Below are 18,738 nucleotides of genomic sequence, written 5' to 3'. Positions count from 1 at the left end.
GCTTAAATTAAGCTTTACTATTGGCAATATTAATTTTCCAAATAGCAGGGCCGGTTTCATGGGCATTCACCCCATTAGAATCAACTGCTACCGTTACAGGCATATCTTGCACTTCAAACTCGTATATTGCTTCCATGCCCAGTTCTTCAAAGGCAACCACTCGAGATTTTTTAATCGCTTTTGACACTAAGTAAGCTGCACCGCCCACAGCCATCAAATAAACGGCTTTATGCTTCTTAATCGAGGCAACGGTTTCTGGTCCACGTTCAGATTTACCAATCATGCCCATTAATCCGGTTTTTTCAAGCATCATGTCGGTGAATTTATCCATACGCGTTGCGGTTGTTGGTCCTGCTGGGCCAACCACTTCATTACCAACAGGGTCAACTGGGCCAACGTAGTAAATAAATTTACCTTTAAAGTCGACTCCAGCCGGTAAGCCTTCGCCTGAATCTAATAGGGTCTGAATACGCTTGTGCGCCGCATCACGACCTGTGAGCATTTTACCGTTAAGTAATAAAGTGTCACCGCTCTTCCAGGTTTCAATTTCTGCTTGAGTGATATTGTCTAGATTAACTCTATGGGTATTCTCACCCGCTTCACGGGTAATTTCTGGCCAATCTGCAAGTGATGGAGGCACTAAATCAGCAGGACCGGTACCATCTAAATGAAAATGCACATGGCGCGTTGCCGCACAATTGGGGATCATCACAACAGGCTTAGACGCTGCATGGGTTGGCGCTGATTTAATTTTGATGTCTAAAACGGTAGTGAGTCCGCCTAAACCTTGCGCACCTATACCTAGGTTGTTAGCACGTTCAAAAATATCTAAACGCAGTTTTTCTTCAGTTGTTTCAGCGCCTTTAGCGATCAACTCATGAATATCAACTGGATCCATTAATGACTCTTTTGCCATTACCGCTGCTTTTTCAGCGGTGCCGCCAATACCTATTCCTAACATACCCGGTGGACACCAACCCGCGCCCATTGTAGGCAAGGTTTTCTCTACCCAAGCTGCTATATCATCAGATGGGTTTAACATCGCCATTTTAGATTTATTTTCTGATCCGCCGCCTTTAGCCGCAATCATTACTTCTACATGATTGCCCGCAACCATATCAATATGCACAACGGATGGCGTGTTGTCTTTGGTATTTTTACGCGCACCTGCTGGGTCTGCCACAATTGAGGCACGTAATGGATTGTCAGGATTGGTGTAGGCACGGCGTACACCTTCATCGACCATTTCCTGTACTGTCATGTCAGTTTTATCCCAACTAACATTCATACCAATTTTAACAAATGTAGTCACAATACCGGTATCTTGACAAAGTGGACGTTTACCCTCTGCTGACATACGTGAGTTAATTAAGATTTGTGCGATAGCATCTTTTGCCGCAACACTTTGTTCGCGCTGATAGGCAGCATACATAGCATCAACAAAATCTTTAGGATGGTAGTAAGAAATATACTGTAGAGAATCTTCAATACTTTCAATAAAATCAGCCTGCTTAATAGTAACAGGTGAAGAGGAAGTGTGGGTGTTCATAGACATAATGGGGCGCTCCAGCAGCCATGCGGCCTAACTTATTTATCGTTTTTATGTAAAGTTGATTAAATCAACGTTATTTTTAGGGTTTGGTGTAATTCTTTAATGGCCAATATGATACTCTTTCCATCCTTTTTGAGCTACAGCACATTTTATTTAAGGGTAATTGATGAAACCGCGTGGTGACAATGCATTAACGATTATGCCATTAACTTGGACTTATTCTAGCCAGTCTTTATTTGAATTAGTCAGTCATCTTCCTTGGTCAATGTTTCTCGATTCTGCAAATGCTACGCATCAGGACGCCCGTTTCGATATTATCGTATTCAACCCGATTGCAACGCTTACCAGTCATAATAACGTACTTTGTTTTGAGCCCAAATTAACAGTTGAAAATGAACACTCTTCATCGACTCTATTTGACGATATACAAGAGTATTTGTTGTCACCTACCCTCAGCCCATTTGACGCCTTAAAATATTGCTTATCGCATTTATATCCGATAAAACACCCTAGTATTTATCCATTCAGTGGTGGCGCTATGGGAGCATTGAGCTATGATCTTGGCCGCTCAGTGGAACACATCATTAAAAAAGCCGCTAAAGATATCGATTTTAATGAGCTCAGTATTGGCTTTTATGATCAGTGTTTAATTTATGATTACGCCAAAAAATCTTGGCTGCATATAAGCTATGATGACACAACCCAATTAAACTCAATTGTTAATATCATTGAAAATCTGATGCTGGCTAAATCATCAACCTCATCAGCACCAACATTTTCACTAACCTCTGATTGGCATAATCAAACGAGTAAACAAACCTATTTGAGCCACTTTAATCGAGTACAGGAGTATTTATTAAGTGGTGATTGCTATCAAATTAATTTGACCCAAAGATTTGAAGCTGCCTATAAAGGTAATGAATGGCAAGCATATTGCCTGTTAACTCAGGCGAATAAAGCGCCCTTCTCGGCATTTATACGTTTACCTAACCATACCATATTGTCTATTTCACCAGAGCGATTCATACAATTGCACTGTAATAGCATTCAAACTAAGCCCATTAAAGGCACATTACCCAGAATCAATGATGCTGCTTTAGATAAACAGCAAGCGATTAAATTACAGTTATCTGAAAAAGATCGCGCCGAAAATGTCATGATAGTCGATTTACTGCGTAATGATATTGGCAAAGTGGCAGCACCTGGCAGTGTTGCTGTACCGCAACTATTTGCTATTGAAAGCTTTCCAGCAGTGCATCATTTAGTCAGCACGGTTACAGCAACGTTATCATCAGCTTACAGCGCAACAGATTTATTAAAGGCATGTTTCCCTGGTGGGTCGATTACCGGTGCACCCAAAATACGTGCAATGGAAATTATTGAGGAATTAGAGCCCTCAAGACGCAGTATGTATTGCGGCAGTATTGGTTATATTAGTCAAGACGGCACTATGGACACCAGCATTACTATTAGAACATTAGTCACTGAAAATAATCGTATTTACTGTTGGGCTGGCGGCGGCGTGGTGGCAGACTCAAATGCCGAAGCAGAATATCAAGAGTGTTTTGACAAAGTCAGCAAAATATTGCCCTTGCTTAAAGTTTGAAAATAACTAAAACAGGGTTCTACGCTTAACGTTGAACACAAAAAAGCCAGCAAATGATTGCTGGCTTTTAATTTACTAAACCGTTTATAGACCGTTTAGTGCTTCTTTACAAAGCTGGGTAATACGCGCCCAATCTTCAGAGTCAACCGCATCTGTTGGTGCTATCCAACTGCCACCAATACAGTCAACATTACTTAATGCTAAGTAATCTTTATAAGTGGCAAGACTAATTCCGCCCGTAGGACAAAAACGAATATTGGCTAAAGGGCCAGAGAATGACTTAAGTGCATTCACCCCGCCTGAAGCTTCAGCTGGAAAGAATTTAAAATGAGTGTATCCCAATTCCATCCCCACCATCACCTCAGAAATACTCGCCACACCAGGAATTAATGGCACTTTGCCTTTTTTAGCCGCTTTAAGTAAATCAACTGTTGCACCAGGGGTAATAATAAACTGAGACCCAGCATCAACCGCTTGCTTTAATTGGGCTTCATTTAAAATAGTGCCAGCACCGATTAAGGCTTCAGGGACTTCTTTAGCAATTTTAGCTATCGCTTCAAGTGCACAAGGGGTGCGTAAAGTCACTTCTAAAACACTAATACCACCTGCTACAAGCGCTCTTGCTAAAGGCACAGCATGTTCAATTTTATTGATAACCATCACAGGTACAATAGGGCTACGCTTAAAAACATCTTGTGGTTGAAGTGACCAGTTATTATCAGACATTCGTTACTTTTCCTTAATTAGTAAATTTCGTCAATCGCACTGGTGCTTCTTGCACCGGTTTCAGGGCTGCTTAATGTGCGGCGTAACGCGCCAAACAATTCGCGACCCATGCCATAACTTGAATGGTGTAAATCAACCACGCTTGATTCACGTGCATTAAGCACTGCTTCATCAACCAATAATGTCAGCTCACCAGTATTGGCATTCACACGGATCAAATCACCATCTTGAACTTTGGCAATCATGCCGCCATCAAGGGCTTCTGGTGTTAAATGAATCGCGGCTGGCACTTTGCCTGATGCTCCAGACATACGACCGTCAGTGACTAATGCCACTTTAAAGCCTTTATCTTGCAAGCTACCAAGGAATGGAGTTAGCTTATGTAGTTCTGGCATACCATTGGCTTTAGGGCCTTGACCTTTGACTACCACTACACAATCTCGGTCTAACGCACCGGCTTTGAATAAGGCATCTATGTCATTTTGATCGTTAATCACAATCGCAGGACCTTCAATAATACGATTTTTGTCTGGTACAGCAGAGACTTTGATCACTGCACGGCCCAAATTACCTTTTAGTAATTTAAGACCACCATTTGGCTGGAAAGGTGTTGCTAAGTGAGTTAATACTTCTTTATCTAATGATTCAGAAATACCATCAACCCAAAGCAATTGACCGTCAATAAGTTTTGGCTCTTGGGTATATTTACGCAAGCCGAAACCGGCAACAGTATTGACATCTTCATGCAATAATCCACCATCCAGTAATTCTTTGACTAGTAGGGCCATTCCGCCTGCAGCATGGAAGTGGTTGATATCAGCATGACCATTTGGATAAACACGTGCCAATAGAGGAACTGCATCAGATAAATCTGAGAAGTCATCCCAGTTAACAATAATGCCGGCAGCGCGAGCCGCGGCAACAATGTGCATGGTCAAGTTAGTTGAACCACCAGTTGCAAGAATGCCAACGATACCGTTCACTACAGATTTTTCACAAACCACTTTACCAATTGGGGTGTACTGGGTACCCATTTCTGTTAAACGACATACTTGCTTAGCCGCCATTTTGTTTAGTGCTTCGCGAAGCGGATCATCTGGGTTAACGAAAGATGAACCAGGTAACTGTAAGCCCATAATTTCAAGCATTAACTGGTTAGAGTTAGCGGTACCATAAAAAGTACAGGTGCCCGCACTATGGTACGATGCTGATTCAGCGGCTAATAACTCTTCACGGCCAATCAGACCTTGGGCAAACTTTTGGCGAATTCGAGCTTTCTCTTTGTTCGGAATACCAGACTTCATTGGGCCTGCTGGCACAAACATCATCGGCAAGTGACCAAAACTTAGTGCACCAATAAGTAAGCCTGGGACAATTTTGTCACAAATACCCAGTAATAAAGCACCATCAAACATGTTGTGTGACAAGCCTACCGCTGTTGCCATCGCTATCACTTCACGACTCAACAAACTTAATTCCATGCCAGGCTGACCTTGGGTCACGCCATCACACATTGCTGGAACGCCCGCAGCAACCTGCGCAACACTGCCAACCTCTTCACATGCTTGCTTTAACAGCTTTGGGTAATCTTCATAGGGCTGATGTGCGGAAAGCATGTCGTTAAACGAGGTAACAATACCAATGTTAGCCTTCGTTAATTGACGTAATGCATCTTTATCTGCAGGCTTACAAGCCGCAAAGCCATGGGCTAAGTTGCCACAGCTTAACGCGCTCCGGTGAACCCCTTTGGCCTTAGCATCTTCAAGGGCTGCTAAATAGCCTTTGCGTGAATTTTTACTACGTTCAATAATTCTGTCAGTAACCGACTGGACAACTGAGTGCATGTGACAACTCCTTTATGCGCTGTAGAACACGTCAACGGGCGTTTTATGCTGCGCTAAAACGGCTCTAATGGGCATTTTTGTTACATCATCATTCTCAAGAGCTTGATGATAAACGGTTAATTTTGCTTCACCAACCAGATGTAAATAAATCTGACGGCTGTTTAAAATGGCATCTTTAGATAAGGTAATTCTGGCATGAGGCGCCGTAGTCGGATTAACCGCGGCGCACACCTCTTTGGTAGTTAATGCGTTATCTAATTCTTTACTACACGGGAACCATGAACAGGTATGTCCATCAGTGCCCATACCTAAAATGACCACGTCAAATGGACGCGGGAAATTCGCTAATGACTCCCCCGCCATTGCCGCACCAGCTTCAGGACTTGCAAACATATTCTTTAAGCCACGAAATTTAGCGCTAGCGGCGCGATTTTGCAGTAAATGCTCACGCACTAAACGCTCATTTGAATCTTTTTCATCAGCTTCTACCCAACGCTCATCAGCAAGAGTGATATAAACTTCACTCCACTCTAAGGTTTTATGGCTAAGCAGTTGAAATAATTTTAATGGCGTAGAGCCACCGGATACAACCAAGCTAGCTTCACCGCGATTATCAATCGCATCTTGCAATTGATTGGCAATTTTATCTGCTAAGTCCGATTCAAGGCTGGCAGGTGTATCGAATGATTTAAATACGCTTTCTTTAATCATGTTAGTTTCCTTATTCATCCCAAGAACGACCGTCTTTAGTGATCAAGGCAACCGATGCAACCGGCCCCCATGTGCCAGCTGGATAGGATTTAGGACGCTCGCCGCTTTGTTCCCAAGATTGAATAATACCGTCTACCCACTTCCAAGCTTGCTCAACCTCATCACGGCGCACAAATAGCGCTTGATTGCCTAACATTGCTTCAAGTAATAAACGCTCATAAGCATCGGCAATACGGTCATTTTTAAAGGTGTCTGAGAAACTCAAATCTAACTTAGTCGTTTGCAAACGTTGCTTTTGTTCTAGACCTGGGACTTTATTCATCATTTGAATCTCAACCCCTTCATGGGGTTGTAAACGAATAGTCAGTTTGTTAGGTGGTAGGTTGCGGTAGCTTGCACGGTACAGGTTATGCGGCGGGTTTTTGAAATAAACTACAATTTCACTGCTTTTGAACGGCATACGCTTACCACTACGTAAATAGAACGGCACGCCAGCCCAACGCCAGTTATCAATATCAACACGTAATGCCACAAATGTTTCTGTGTTAGATTTCTGATTAGCATCTTCTTCTTCCAAATAACCTGGAACTGGAGATCCTTTCAAAAAGCCTGCACTGTATTGACCACGTACGGTATTTTCATAAACGTTGTCTTGATTAATTGGTCGCAGAGATTTAAGCACTTTCACTTTTTCATCGCGAATGCTGTCAGCATCTAAGTTTACTGGAGGGTCCATTGCCACAAGCGTTAACACCTGCAATAAATGGTTTTGGATCATATCGCGCATTTGCCCTGCGCCATCAAAATATCCCCAACGCCCCTCAATACCCACTTCTTCAGCCACGGTGATCTGTACATGATCAATGGTACGGTTGTCCCACTTAGACGAAAATAATGAATTCGCAAAACGCAGCGCAATCAAATTTTGCACCGTCTCTTTGCCTAAATAATGGTCTATACGGTAAACCTGGTTTTCATTAAAAAACTCGGCAACTTGGTCATTAATAACATGAGATGATTCTAAGTCAGTGCCAATCGGTTTCTCTAACACCACTCGGGTGTCTGAATGGATCAATTTTTGCTCATTAAGGCAACGACAAATAGCACCGAATATGGAAGGCGGTGTGGCAAAGTAATTTACCATCACTCGTTTTGTAGGCTCTAATAAGTCATGGAATGCCGCATAACCTTCAGGCTCGGTAAAGTTAGTGCCAATGTAATGACAACGGGCTAAGAAACGCTCAAGTGTCTCAGGACAAATCTCATCCTTTACAAAAGTATTTAACGCCTTGGTGACAAGCTCGACGAATTGTTCCTGAGTAAAGGCATCTTTAGCAACACCGATAACTTTGGTGTCCTTGTCTAATAACTCAGCTTTATCTAATTGGTACAGAGAAGGTAATAGTTTACGTCTTGCTAGGTCCCCTTTGGTTCCAAACAATACAAAATCACACGCCTTCGCACTTGATGATTTGCCCATTGCTGACAGCTCTCCTTTATTATTTTGTGTTTGAATCGTTCTAAACGATGAATAAAAACACACTTTTGTTGTAATATAACAACAGAATTTGATTTATGCATCTATATTTTGCAATTAATCTCTTGATAGCTATATAGTCATTTTGATACGTTATCTGCTATGATTTTCTTCACTCACAGACAGTAACAGAAGTTTTGTCAATTCCTGAACAATTGAAAATTTACTACAATTGACTTTCAGAGGTAAAAAAATAACTTAATTTCCTCTATAAAAAGAACTTCTGATTTAAAATTACATTACCCAATATCGGCGGATGCATGATTATGAATACACTTGAAAAGGTTCAAAACAACCTTGCGAAATTTAGTAAGTCAGAGCGCAAGGTCGCCGAAGTCATTTTGGCTTCGCCGCAAACCGCTATCCATTCCAGCATTGCTACTTTAGCAAAGATGGCCGATGTCAGCGAACCTACGGTTAATCGCTTCTGCCGCCGTTTAGACACTAAAGGCTTCCCTGATTTTAAGTTACATTTGGCTCAAAGTCTTGCTAATGGCACACCTTATGTTAGCCGCCACGTTGAAGAAGATGACACGCCTGAATCTTATACAACAAAAATATTCGAATCTTCAATGGCATCGCTTGATACCGCCCGTCAAAGCTTAGACATAGCAGCAATAAATAAAGCCGTTGATATCTTAACTCAAGCTAAAACAATCTCATTTTTTGGCTTAGGCGCATCAGCATCAGTAGCGCATGACGCCCAAAATAAGTTCTTCCGCTTTAATGTGCCTGTTATCTGCTTTGATGATGTGCTTATGCAACGCATGAGCTGCATCAACTGCAATGAAGGCGATGTAGTGGTACTTATTTCACATACTGGACGCACCAAATCACTAATAGAAATAGCCCGTATTGCCCGAGAAAATGGCGCTGCAGTTATTGGTATTACTGCCCGTAACTCGCCTCTTTCTCTGGAATGCACGCTTCCTGTAACCATGGAAGTACCAGAAGACACTGATTTATACTTACCCATGGCTTCTCGCTTAGCTCAGTTGGTCACTATAGACGTACTTGCCACAGGCTTTACATTGCGACGTGGCCCTCGTTTTCGCGATAACTTAAAACGTGTAAAAGAAGTATTAAAAGAGTCTCGTGTGAACCGAGATATGACCATTTAAGCCGTGTTTACGCTTATTGTGAATGTGACTTACGACAAAATCATTGATTAACAATATCTAACTTTAGCTGTGATGATATTGATTAAAAGGCTAAAGACTGGTGTCTTTTAGCCTTTTTTTTGCTAAAAATGATTTATCTGTCACAAAAAACACGCATTAAACACTAACTATTTGTTGGTAACTTTACTACATTTTAAAAGAATGTCTGTTACTATATATACATCATTTTTAGTACCCAGTTTTAGCGTACTTTTAATAACCAAATTTTTTACAACAACTTTAAAATTTTAAAACTTTCCTTTTATATAACGGAGTATGTCATGTTCCGCAGAACAAAAATCGTTACAACTTTAGGCCCAGCAACTGATCGCGATGATAATTTACGTAAAATTATTATAGCGGGTGCCAATGTGGTTCGGATGAACTTTTCACACGGTTCAGCTGAAGACCACCTAAAACGCGCCAATGATGTTCGCGCAATTGCCAAAGAGTTAGGTTTACACGTGGCAATTTTAGGCGACTTACAAGGCCCCAAAATTCGTGTTTCTACCTTTAAAGACAACATGAAGATTAAGCTGAACTTAGGCGACAAGTTTATTCTTGATGCTGATTTAGGCAAAGGTGAAGGCGATCATAACCAAGTAGGTATCGACTATAAAGAGTTACCAAGAGATGTGGTGATTGGCGATATCTTAATGCTGGACGATGGTCGTGTTCAGTTACGTGTAGACAGCGTTGAAGGCAATAAAGTTTTCACCACTGTTACCGTAGCGGGTCCTTTATCAAACAATAAAGGTATCAACAAAAAAGGCGGTGGCTTAACTGCGCCAGCATTGACAGAAAAGGATATGGCGGACATTAAAACAGCTGCTTTAATCAATGTTGACTATTTGGCTGTGTCCTTCCCACGTACTGGTGCAGATTTAGATCTAGCCCGTAAACTGGCTGTTGAAGCCGGTAGTCATGCGCTTATTGTTGCTAAAGTTGAGCGTGCAGAAGCTGTTGCAACTGACGAAGCAATGGATGATGTAATTAGAGCATCAGATGTTGTCATGGTTGCCCGTGGTGACTTAGGTGTGGAAATTGGTGATGCTGCACTAGTTGCGGTTCAAAAACGCTTAATTCAGCGTTCACGTCAATTGAATAAAGCGGTTATTACTGCAACTCAAATGATGGAATCAATGATTTCTAGCCCAATGCCTACCCGTGCAGAAGTGATGGACGTAGCAAACGCTGTGCTTGATGGTACTGATGCTGTGATGTTGTCAGCTGAAACTGCTGCAGGTGACTTCCCAGAAGAAACCGTTAGAGCCATGGCCAATGTATGTATTGGTGCAGAATCACACCCAAGTGTGATGGTGTCTAAGCATCGCTTAGAGCAAAACTTTACCTCTATTGAAGAAACAATTGCACTGTCTACTATGTATGCAGCAAACCACCTTGAAGGTGTAAAAGCAATTATTTCATTAACAGAGTCTGGTGCAACTGCAAAATTAATGTCTCGCATTAGCTCTGCATTGCCAATATTTGCCCTTTCTCGTCATCAGAAAACCTTAGCAACAATGGCATTATACCGTGGTGTACAACCTATGTATTTTGATTCAACGGCTTACAGCGCTGATGAATTAGCCCGTGAAGCATTAAACACTATGGTTGCAGCGGGTTATTTAAATAGCGGCGACATGGTATTAATGACTAAAGGCGATGCTATGGAAACAATAGGCGGCACTAACACGTGTAAAGTGTTAGTCGTAGCTTAATAGCTAAACTTAAGTAAAAGTTAGCAAGGTTATTGAAAACGCCAATCTTATGATTGGCGTTTTTGCATCTGTGGTTTATTGAACAGCATTTGCATCCTCAAAACGCGTTTAATCAATATAATGAACCTGGTCATTGCTAGACTCTATCCAGTTTTAGTCATATCTTACTTTGAGCCTTCTTGGCTAAAGTCACACTTATAGCCGCCCTCATCTACCATCAAAAGATTCCAAAAAAAACGCTGAACAATGTCAGCGTTTTCATTTTAAGCTAGGTTAAGTCATTATAGCTTTTCAAAGTCATTTACATTGATGGCAGCTAGACGTTTTTTATCCGCTTCACGTAACTGCTCGAACTCAGCTTCAGTAATAATATCTTTCTCTAACGCTACATCGAATAACTCAAGCATAGGTAGCTTAGATTTAATATGACCACTACGTTGGGCTTTTTTAAGTTTCTTATAAAGATCTCTTGCTGCATATTTGGCAAGAAACGCATCTTCAACTTCAGCCACTCCGCTGGTATCACCTTCAAACTCGCCACATAGGAATGTAATCCTGTCACGCGCAGGACTAGGTTTAAGCATAGCTTTTACCAGTTCAACAGCGGCTTTATCACTTGGTGCATTGAAGTGGTTGCCTAATGGGAAGATAAGTACCCGTAATAGCACACCAGCAATTTTGCTAGGGAAGTTACGGATAGCATCTTCTAATGCTTTTGCTGCAAGTTGTAAACGCTCTGTCATTACATAATGAACACTTGGTAAATCGTCTTGTTGACGGCCATTGTCCTCATAGAACTTTAATGTTGCAGAAGCTAAATAAAGCTGGCTTAACACATCCCCCATACGGGCAGAAATCATTTCTTTACGCTTAAGATCACCGCCCATTATTAACATAGATAAATCAGTCATAATTGCTAAAGAAGACGATATACGATTCATATCACGATAATACTTCTGGGTTGGTCCACTCACAGGTGAAGATGAGAATCTGCTGCCCGTGAGTGCATTAGCAAATGAACTCAGTGCATTACGAGTGGCATAACCAATGTGGCCTAAAAGTAGTTGATCGAAACGATCTACTGCTGCGGTTTCATCTTCCATTCCTGCCGCTTCCATTTCTGCAAGCACATAAGGATGACAACGTGTTGCCCCTTGTCCAAAAATCATCAATGAGCGAGTTAAAATATTAGCGCCCTCAACGGTAATTGAGATAGGATTTGCCATAAACGCATGGCCTAAATAGTTTTTAGGCCCTAGCTGGATACCTTTACCAGACTGAATGTCCATTGCATCTTCTAATACATCACGACCTAACTCAGTCATGTGATATTTAGCAATTGCGGTAACGACCGACGGCTTAACGTTAGCATCAATACCCGTAGTGGTTAATTGACGCGCGGCTTCTAATTGGTAAGTATTGGCAATAATTCGCGCTAAAGCTTCTTGAACACCTTCAAAGTTACCAATTGGCATACCAAATTGCTGACGAACATAACTATAAGCAGTGGTAGTTTTTGTGGCGATGTGACCAGAGGCTGTTGCCAGTGCAGGTAAAGAAATACCACGCCCCGCAGACAGGCATTCAACTAACATTCTCCAACCTTTACCCGCATATTGTGGACCACCAATAATCCAATCTAATGGGATAAATACATCTTTACCACTTGTGGTACCGTTCATAAAGGCCATCATTAATGGATTATGACGACGTCCAATTTCAACACCTGGATGGTTAGTTGGAATAAGGGCACAGGTAATACCAAGGTTTTTCTTGTCGCCCAATAATTTATCAGGATCGTGCATTTGGAATGCTAAACCTAACACAGTCGCAACAGGAGCTAAGGTAATATAACGCTTGTTCCAGGTTAAACTAAGACCTAAAGTTTCTTCGCCTTCAAACTCTTGACGACACACCACACCGATATCGGGAATAGCACCTGCATCACTGCCTGCCTCTGGACCCGTTAAAGCAAAACACGGAATATCTTTACCTACAGCTAAAGACGGTAACCAACGGTCTTTCTGTTCTTGAGTACCATAATGGGTTAATAGCTCACCAGGACCTAATGAGTTAGGCACCATAACAGTCACCGCGGCGCTAACACTGCGTGTGGCAATTTTCGCTACTATGGTGGAGTTAGCAAAAGCAGAAAATTCACGACCGCCATATTTTTTAGGAATAATTAGCGCGAAAAAGCCTTCTTCTTTAAAGTACTGCCATAATTCAGGAGGCAAATCTTTACGATTATGAACAATGTCATAGTCGTCAATCATAGTTAGTGCTGTTTGAACTTGGTTATCTAAAAAGCTCTGTTCATCAGCAGTTAAGGTCGGTTTAGCGTACCCATGTAATTTATTCCAATCAGGTTTACCGCGAAATAGCTCACCTTCCCACCATACATCACCCGCTTCCATAGCTTCTTTCTCAGTGCTAGATAACGGAGGAAGTACTTTTTTGAAAAACGCAAATGCTGGACGCGTAATAAATTGCATCCTGATATTTCGTACTCCGAAGAGCACTATGATTGCGATAACAAGCAATATGATGATACTCATTTTTTAACCTTCTTAAGTTTTAACTAGTTGGACATTACTGGTACGGCAACACCCGCAGCCATGTAGGGAATAACTTTTCTTATAATTGCTTCAATATTGTTATGTTCGCCGTAATCTGAAGCGGCAATTTCATTTAGTGCATCGGCAGATGCCATAGTGAATACCATAGTGCCAAGCGTAAAGTGCAAACGCCAAAACATTTCAACCGGAGGAATGTGCGGTACGCTTGCTGTGACAGCTTGTACAAAAGTAGTCAAATATTGGCCATAATGCGTAGTGATAAACCAGCGTAAATGTCCTTGACTTTCAATATACCCCCGACCGAGTAATTGCAGGAATATTATTGTGCCACCATTTCTAACCTTGTTAAGTTCTAATAATGGTTTGATCAAACATGAAAAAATGTCATTAAGTGGCGCATGTTCCGGAGCTAAATGTAAACGCTTTATTTCATTTGCCGCTGCAGGCATAAACACATCAAGGTAACGCGCCAATACCGCTCTAATTAACTCTTTTTTTGAACCAAAATGATAATTAACTGAGGCTAAGTTAACCTCAGCTTTGCTGGTGATTAAACGCAATGACGTTTCTGAAAATCCTCTCTCAGCAAACAGTTTTTCTGCTGAATCTAGAATTCTTGTTTTCGTATCAGTACGACTTGCCATCCTCTAACCCACCCTCAATTTAAACACCCGTTTAAATTAATCATTGAGCGCACAGATGTCAATTTAAATTTGGCTTATTTTCGCAGCAAAATAGCTCACACTAAGCATAAACAGTCACAAATGTAACAAGCACAAATTTTTTAAAATAGTCTAGGTTCTCTACAGATAAACTTTTGTATAAAAATAGTTGATGAGCATGATTTTTAAACGAGTGTATATTTATGTGGAAGTAATCGCTGTTATTTTTAAACAACTTCATGTTAAGTGGGTTAACTCAGGGCTTAAACTGCAGGTAACAAAGGATGCATATGGCTGAAATGGGTCTTTGTTAATCTTAGCAAAAAGCACTCATTGATATGCTCGCCTACCACAATGAACGATTCGCCATGGTAATCTGGGCATATTTTTTAGTCAGACTTTATCTAAAACCACTGCCTTTGCGATTTAATTCACTGTTTTCAATCTTTTTTTGTTGCGACTTTTTAAGCATCACAAACATAGCACCGGTACTACCTTGGTCTCGGGTTGCACTATGAAACGCTGCAACATGGTCAATTCTGAAAAGCCAATCACATATAGCACTTTTCATTAAACCTGGGTAAGGCTTACTGTTATAGCCTTTACCATGAATAACCAGAATATTGCGTTCTCCGCGTTCAAACGCACTAAAAATACAATTTATTAAACTTAGTCTAGCTTGGACCAAGCTGTATTCGTGCACATCTAAAATCGTTTTAATATCATATTTACCCAAACGTAATTGTTTGAAGACAGCATCCTGCATACCATCATGCTGATGACTGACTATTTCGTCTGGGCTGATCCTCGAAAATTGATGGGGCATGAGCGGTAAAACAGTAAGTAGTTCATGCTCATTTAAAGCGCTTTGTTTAGCTAATTGCCCAGCTGTAGGTGAAGACGAGCTAGCCAAGTTTACAGATTGTGTTTTATTAATATCCTTGAGCGGTATGACATCAGCCATCTCTTCAAAAAACAGCACTTTATCATCTTTAAGCACATTACCTCCCTACACACTTTGTAATGATTATGTTCTATGGCGACGGTAAAGAATAATTTATAGTACCTACCATATTGTAAAATAGATCAATTTGATGAGAAACTCTGTTTAATGAAGCTTTTGAAACCCATAATAATAATGATGCTAGTCAGTCTGCTTGCCACTATGGCTTCAATGCCTTGTTACAGTAATACAAAATCAGATAATGACATGCTAAATGAAAATTATAGTCATCTAACAAAGGGATTTTATAACCTTAACATGGAGGTTATAAATGATATATACATTGACGATGCTGTGTATATTTCTGAAACACAAGATAAAGATATTGTTTACGGCAAAAAAAATATCATTGATTTATATCATAAGTTTTTTGCTAAAATTAAACGGAAAAACGCTAAAATTGAAATCGATTTTCGCGTAGCAATTCGTCAGTCATCAGCTGACCAATCGACCGACATTGGTTATTACCTGGTAAGATTTCACCCTGGTAAAGAATCAGGCGAACCTGTAAGTGAATTTGCCGGAAAATTTGTTACTGTCTCCAGACGTACAGCGGAAGGTAAATGGAAAATAAGTGTCGATTCTAACACTCGCTCAAAACCTGAGTTTTATTACCGCGCCAAACCTATGCCAAATTGGTATTACGGTAAGCAATTTATTCAACAATCTACAGAACAACCTAAATAATGCAATTTGCTACCTTTGACCAAAATCAACCTTGCCCATGTCATAGCGGTATAGCCTACCAAGCCTGTTGCTCTGTTTATCACACACATAAAATAGTTGCTGACAGTGCCGACATATTAATGCGCTCTCGTTATTGTGCATTTGTCGTTGGTGAGTTTAATTATTTAATCGATACCCATCACCAGCAATATTTGGATGGCTTAACAGCTGAACAATTATCTCAAGGTAATACACAATGGTTAGGCTTGCAGGTATTAGCACATCAATTGATAGATAAAAGTCATCCGGCTTTCGAACTGACATTTATCGATACAGAACAATCGATTGTGACATTTAAAGCTTGGTATAAGCTTGATAAAAGCGTTGATGCTATTTTTGAAGAATCACATTTTGTTCGACTGGATGGTCAATGGTTTTATACCCGAGGTGTGCAAATGGAAGCAGATTTACCGCGCAGAAATGATCTGTGCGTATGCCAAAGTGGTAAGAAGTTCAAACAATGCTGTATCAGCTAAACAAATTATTATGACACAATATTAATAAAAGCGTTCATACGGGCTAATGTAGTGAGTTTAGGACTAAATCATTAAAATCATTCACTCGAATAGCTGGGCTATATAAGTAACCTTGCGCTTGATCACACATCATCTTTTCTAAAAAAGCAGCTTGCTCAATGGTCTCAACCCCTTCGGCGGTAATCGACATATTCAGCGCTTTAGCCATCGCTATGATTGCACTCACAATTTCACGGCTCTGTTTACTAGATGATATATCCATAATAAATGAACGATCTATTTTCAGCTTAGTGATAGGAAACTGCTTAAGGTACTTCATTGAACTGTAGCCTGTGCCAAAATCATCAATAGCAATTCCCACACCTAAATCGGCAAGTTCATGGCAAAGGTTAATGGCATAGCGAATATCGCCCATTAGTTCGGTTTCAGTAATTTCAAGAATAAGGCTTCTTGGTTTAATGCGATAACGCGTTAACAGATCCCACACCTGTTCAAATAAATCACCACTAAAAAACTGTCTAGCAGCGACATTGACATGCATGGTAATGTCCACATTTTTATGCTGCCACAAATTTAATTGTTTACATGCTGTTTCTAATACCCAAGATCCTACGGCATTAATCATGCCCGACTGTTCAGCTATTTCAATAAATGCACCAGGATATAGCACCCCTTTTCGAGGGTGATTCCATCTAATTAACGCTTCAGCTCCGGCGTACTGATGACTCTGATAATCCATTAACGGTTGATAGTACAACTCAAATTGACGACCTTTAATAGCAGACTGTAAGTCTTTTTCGATTTCGGCATTATTTTTAAATTGTTGAAGTAATTCTTCATTAAAGAATTGGTAATAACCATTTGACTGTTTTTTTGCGTATTGCAACGCAATATCTGCACAGGATAAAGGTGCGAATAAATCAATTACTGAACCAATGTCAACGATAGCAATAGCAGGTTTGGGTTCAACTTTTTCTCTATTAATAATCATAGAAGCGGATAAATTGGTTATGAGTTTACTGACCAACTCGTCTAAGTCTTGTGCTGACATCATGTGGGGCAACAAAATACAAAACTCATCACTGCCAATTCGAGCCACATCTATTGCTTTGTAGTTCGCGGCAAAGTGCTTTAAACGTCTAGCAACCTCAATTAATAACGAGTCACCCTGTTCATGGCCGTGGGTATCGTTAAATCGTTTAAAGCCTAATAGATCAACCAATAATAATATGCCATCTTGGGCTTTATCCAGCAGTGGAGTAAAAAAAGATCGATTATGTAGGCCAGTTAAACTACAGTGCCATGCTAAATGTTCCAAATCTGCTTGGTGTTCAAATTCAGAAGAGATGTCATAACTTGAAACCAAGGCATAGTGATGACCTTGCTCGGTCATAAAACCGGTAATGTGATAGTGTAGCCAATATTGTTTACCATCGACTCGTTTAAGTTTAATGTCTCCTATTACACTTTCATTATTCGCAAGCTTTGCCAATATATGTTGAAGTACATCGGGTTTATTTCGAAAAATATCTAAATTCATCACACTTTGATGTTCAATATCACTGCGTAATAAGCCTGTCATTCTTTGATGGGCAAAATTGACATAATCGACAACTAAAGTATCAGTATTGACAATCATAACCACATGTTCTGAATGTTCTGCGGCATTGCGCAACAAATGGATTTGTTCTGATTTATCGTAGGAGTATCGAGTTGCCAAGGTTAATGCAAGCTGATCCGCACACTGAATCGCAATTTGAATTTGTTCAAGTTGCCATTCAAATGATGATTTAAAGTCAATCGCTAACACTCCCTCAATATGACCATTAATCCTTATAGCAACATTAAGTGTGCTGACAATATGGTTAACACCATAATAATCAAAAGAATGAATTAATTGGTTATCATGGGAGATGTTATTAGTGGCTATATAACGGTGGTTTTTTAATTCATCAAAATAACAAATGTTTATGCCCGACTGCACAGTGCTTAAGGAGGATATCGGCCTATTGTTATCGCAGCCTGAATAATGAGAAATCAGTCTTTTCGAGCAGGATAAAGAAGGATTTTGTTGCGCATCATATAATGGTTCTGCACTATCCAACTTTTCGTCAAATAGCCAAACAGATACCGTAGAATCAACAAAATGTTGCTGCAACAGCCGACTAACTAACTCAGAGGTTTTTGTAAAGTTCCCCTGCTGTTTCGCACTAGAGTTTACAATTAACTCTAAAAGGTGCTGATTTTGTTCTTGTGTCATTAGTTTCCCGAAAAGACATCATGTATTCTCATTCTGCTGAATTATAATTAGTTCGCTCTGTGAGCAATGTGCAGAAACTCAATACATACCATTGGGAGCTTAATAATAAGCTGTTTGTTAACTCTTGATAATCAAAGGCTGTTATAAAATTTAATCGCTGACGATACACCCGCAA

Annotated in this window: 14 protein-coding genes; 5 read left to right on the top strand and 9 right to left on the bottom strand. The window is 40.4% G+C overall.

The genetic code is table 11. From position 1 onward, the window contains the following. Positions 1–7 precede the first annotated feature (7 nt). Positions 8–1,549 carry a fumarate hydratase gene (locus ACRWQN_RS10410; RefSeq protein WP_434929034.1) on the bottom strand — a complete coding sequence of 514 codons (1,542 nt, stop codon included), beginning with the start codon at positions 1,547–1,549 and terminating at the stop codon, positions 8–10. 169 nt (positions 1,550–1,718) lie between these two features. Here ACRWQN_RS10410 and pabB point away from each other — a divergent pair, with 169 nt between their 5' ends. Beyond that, a complete protein-coding gene (gene pabB, locus ACRWQN_RS10405; protein WP_434937601.1) occupies positions 1,719–3,158 on the top strand; it encodes an aminodeoxychorismate synthase component I in 1,440 nt (479 codons plus the stop codon). Between the two features lie 84 nt (positions 3,159–3,242). Here the strand turns inward: pabB and ACRWQN_RS10400 are convergent, their stop codons facing one another. From ACRWQN_RS10400 to zwf, 4 genes are read right to left on the bottom strand one after another with little or no spacing between them, the layout of a single operon-like run. Further along, entirely contained in the window at positions 3,243–3,884 is a 642-nt protein-coding gene (locus ACRWQN_RS10400) for a bifunctional 4-hydroxy-2-oxoglutarate aldolase/2-dehydro-3-deoxy-phosphogluconate aldolase (RefSeq protein ID WP_434937600.1), read from the bottom strand. A gap of 17 nt (positions 3,885–3,901) precedes the next feature. After that, positions 3,902–5,728: a phosphogluconate dehydratase gene (edd, locus tag ACRWQN_RS10395; protein WP_434937598.1), complete on the bottom strand. Its 1,827-nt coding sequence runs from the start codon at positions 5,726–5,728 to the stop codon at positions 3,902–3,904. 12 nt (positions 5,729–5,740) lie between these two features. After that, positions 5,741–6,439 carry a 6-phosphogluconolactonase gene (gene pgl / locus ACRWQN_RS10390; protein WP_434937596.1) on the bottom strand — a complete coding sequence of 233 codons (699 nt, stop codon included), beginning with the start codon at positions 6,437–6,439 and terminating at the stop codon, positions 5,741–5,743. 10 nt (positions 6,440–6,449) lie between these two features. After that, a complete protein-coding gene (gene zwf, locus ACRWQN_RS10385) occupies positions 6,450–7,919 on the bottom strand; it encodes a glucose-6-phosphate dehydrogenase (protein ID WP_434926037.1) in 1,470 nt (489 codons plus the stop codon). 323 nt (positions 7,920–8,242) lie between these two features. Here zwf and ACRWQN_RS10380 point away from each other — a divergent pair, with 323 nt between their 5' ends. Next, positions 8,243–9,097, top strand: a complete 855-nt coding sequence (locus ACRWQN_RS10380; protein ID WP_226415929.1) for a MurR/RpiR family transcriptional regulator — start codon at positions 8,243–8,245, stop codon at positions 9,095–9,097. A 320-nt stretch (positions 9,098–9,417) separates the two neighbouring features. Then, the gene (gene pyk / locus ACRWQN_RS10375; RefSeq protein ID WP_434926036.1) at positions 9,418–10,857 is read left to right on the top strand and encodes a pyruvate kinase; all 1,440 of its coding nucleotides are present in this window, start codon (positions 9,418–9,420) and stop codon (positions 10,855–10,857) included. Positions 10,858–11,138: 281 nt separating this feature from the next. On the opposite strand, the gene ACRWQN_RS10370 is transcribed toward pyk, so the two are convergent. The 3 genes from ACRWQN_RS10370 to smrA all read right to left on the bottom strand — a co-directional run bounded on the left by ACRWQN_RS10370 (position 11,139) and on the right by smrA (position 15,098). Further along, positions 11,139–13,415, bottom strand: a complete 2,277-nt coding sequence (locus tag ACRWQN_RS10370; RefSeq protein ID WP_434926035.1) for an acyl-CoA dehydrogenase — start codon at positions 13,413–13,415, stop codon at positions 11,139–11,141. Between the two features lie 23 nt (positions 13,416–13,438). After that, positions 13,439–14,080, bottom strand: a complete 642-nt coding sequence (locus ACRWQN_RS10365; RefSeq protein WP_226409998.1) for a TetR/AcrR family transcriptional regulator — start codon at positions 14,078–14,080, stop codon at positions 13,439–13,441. 418 nt (positions 14,081–14,498) lie between these two features. Continuing rightward, complete coding sequence (gene smrA, locus ACRWQN_RS10360; RefSeq protein WP_434926034.1) at positions 14,499–15,098, bottom strand: DNA endonuclease SmrA; 600 nt, start codon at positions 15,096–15,098, stop codon at positions 14,499–14,501. Positions 15,099–15,359: 261 nt separating this feature from the next. Between smrA and ACRWQN_RS10355 the strand changes: the two genes are divergently transcribed. Beyond that, positions 15,360–15,788 (top strand): YybH family protein, encoded by a 429-nt coding sequence (locus ACRWQN_RS10355; RefSeq protein WP_434937594.1) that lies wholly within the window; start codon positions 15,360–15,362, stop codon positions 15,786–15,788. After that, positions 15,788–16,303, top strand: a complete 516-nt coding sequence (locus ACRWQN_RS10350) for a YchJ family protein (RefSeq protein ID WP_434937592.1) — start codon at positions 15,788–15,790, stop codon at positions 16,301–16,303. The genes ACRWQN_RS10355 and ACRWQN_RS10350 overlap by 1 nt, the downstream gene beginning before the upstream one ends. A 43-nt stretch (positions 16,304–16,346) precedes the next feature. On the opposite strand, the gene ACRWQN_RS10345 is transcribed toward ACRWQN_RS10350, so the two are convergent. Next, positions 16,347–18,563, bottom strand: a complete 2,217-nt coding sequence (locus tag ACRWQN_RS10345; RefSeq protein WP_434937591.1) for a putative bifunctional diguanylate cyclase/phosphodiesterase — start codon at positions 18,561–18,563, stop codon at positions 16,347–16,349. Between the last annotated feature and the right edge of the window lie 175 nt (positions 18,564–18,738).

The organism is Shewanella sp. HL-SH8 (genome assembly GCF_051165765.1).
GTDB lineage: Bacteria > Pseudomonadota > Gammaproteobacteria > Enterobacterales > Shewanellaceae > Shewanella > Shewanella glacialimarina.
Note: the sequence above shows the minus strand (reverse complement) of the source record. Positions and strands in the feature narration are given on the sequence as shown.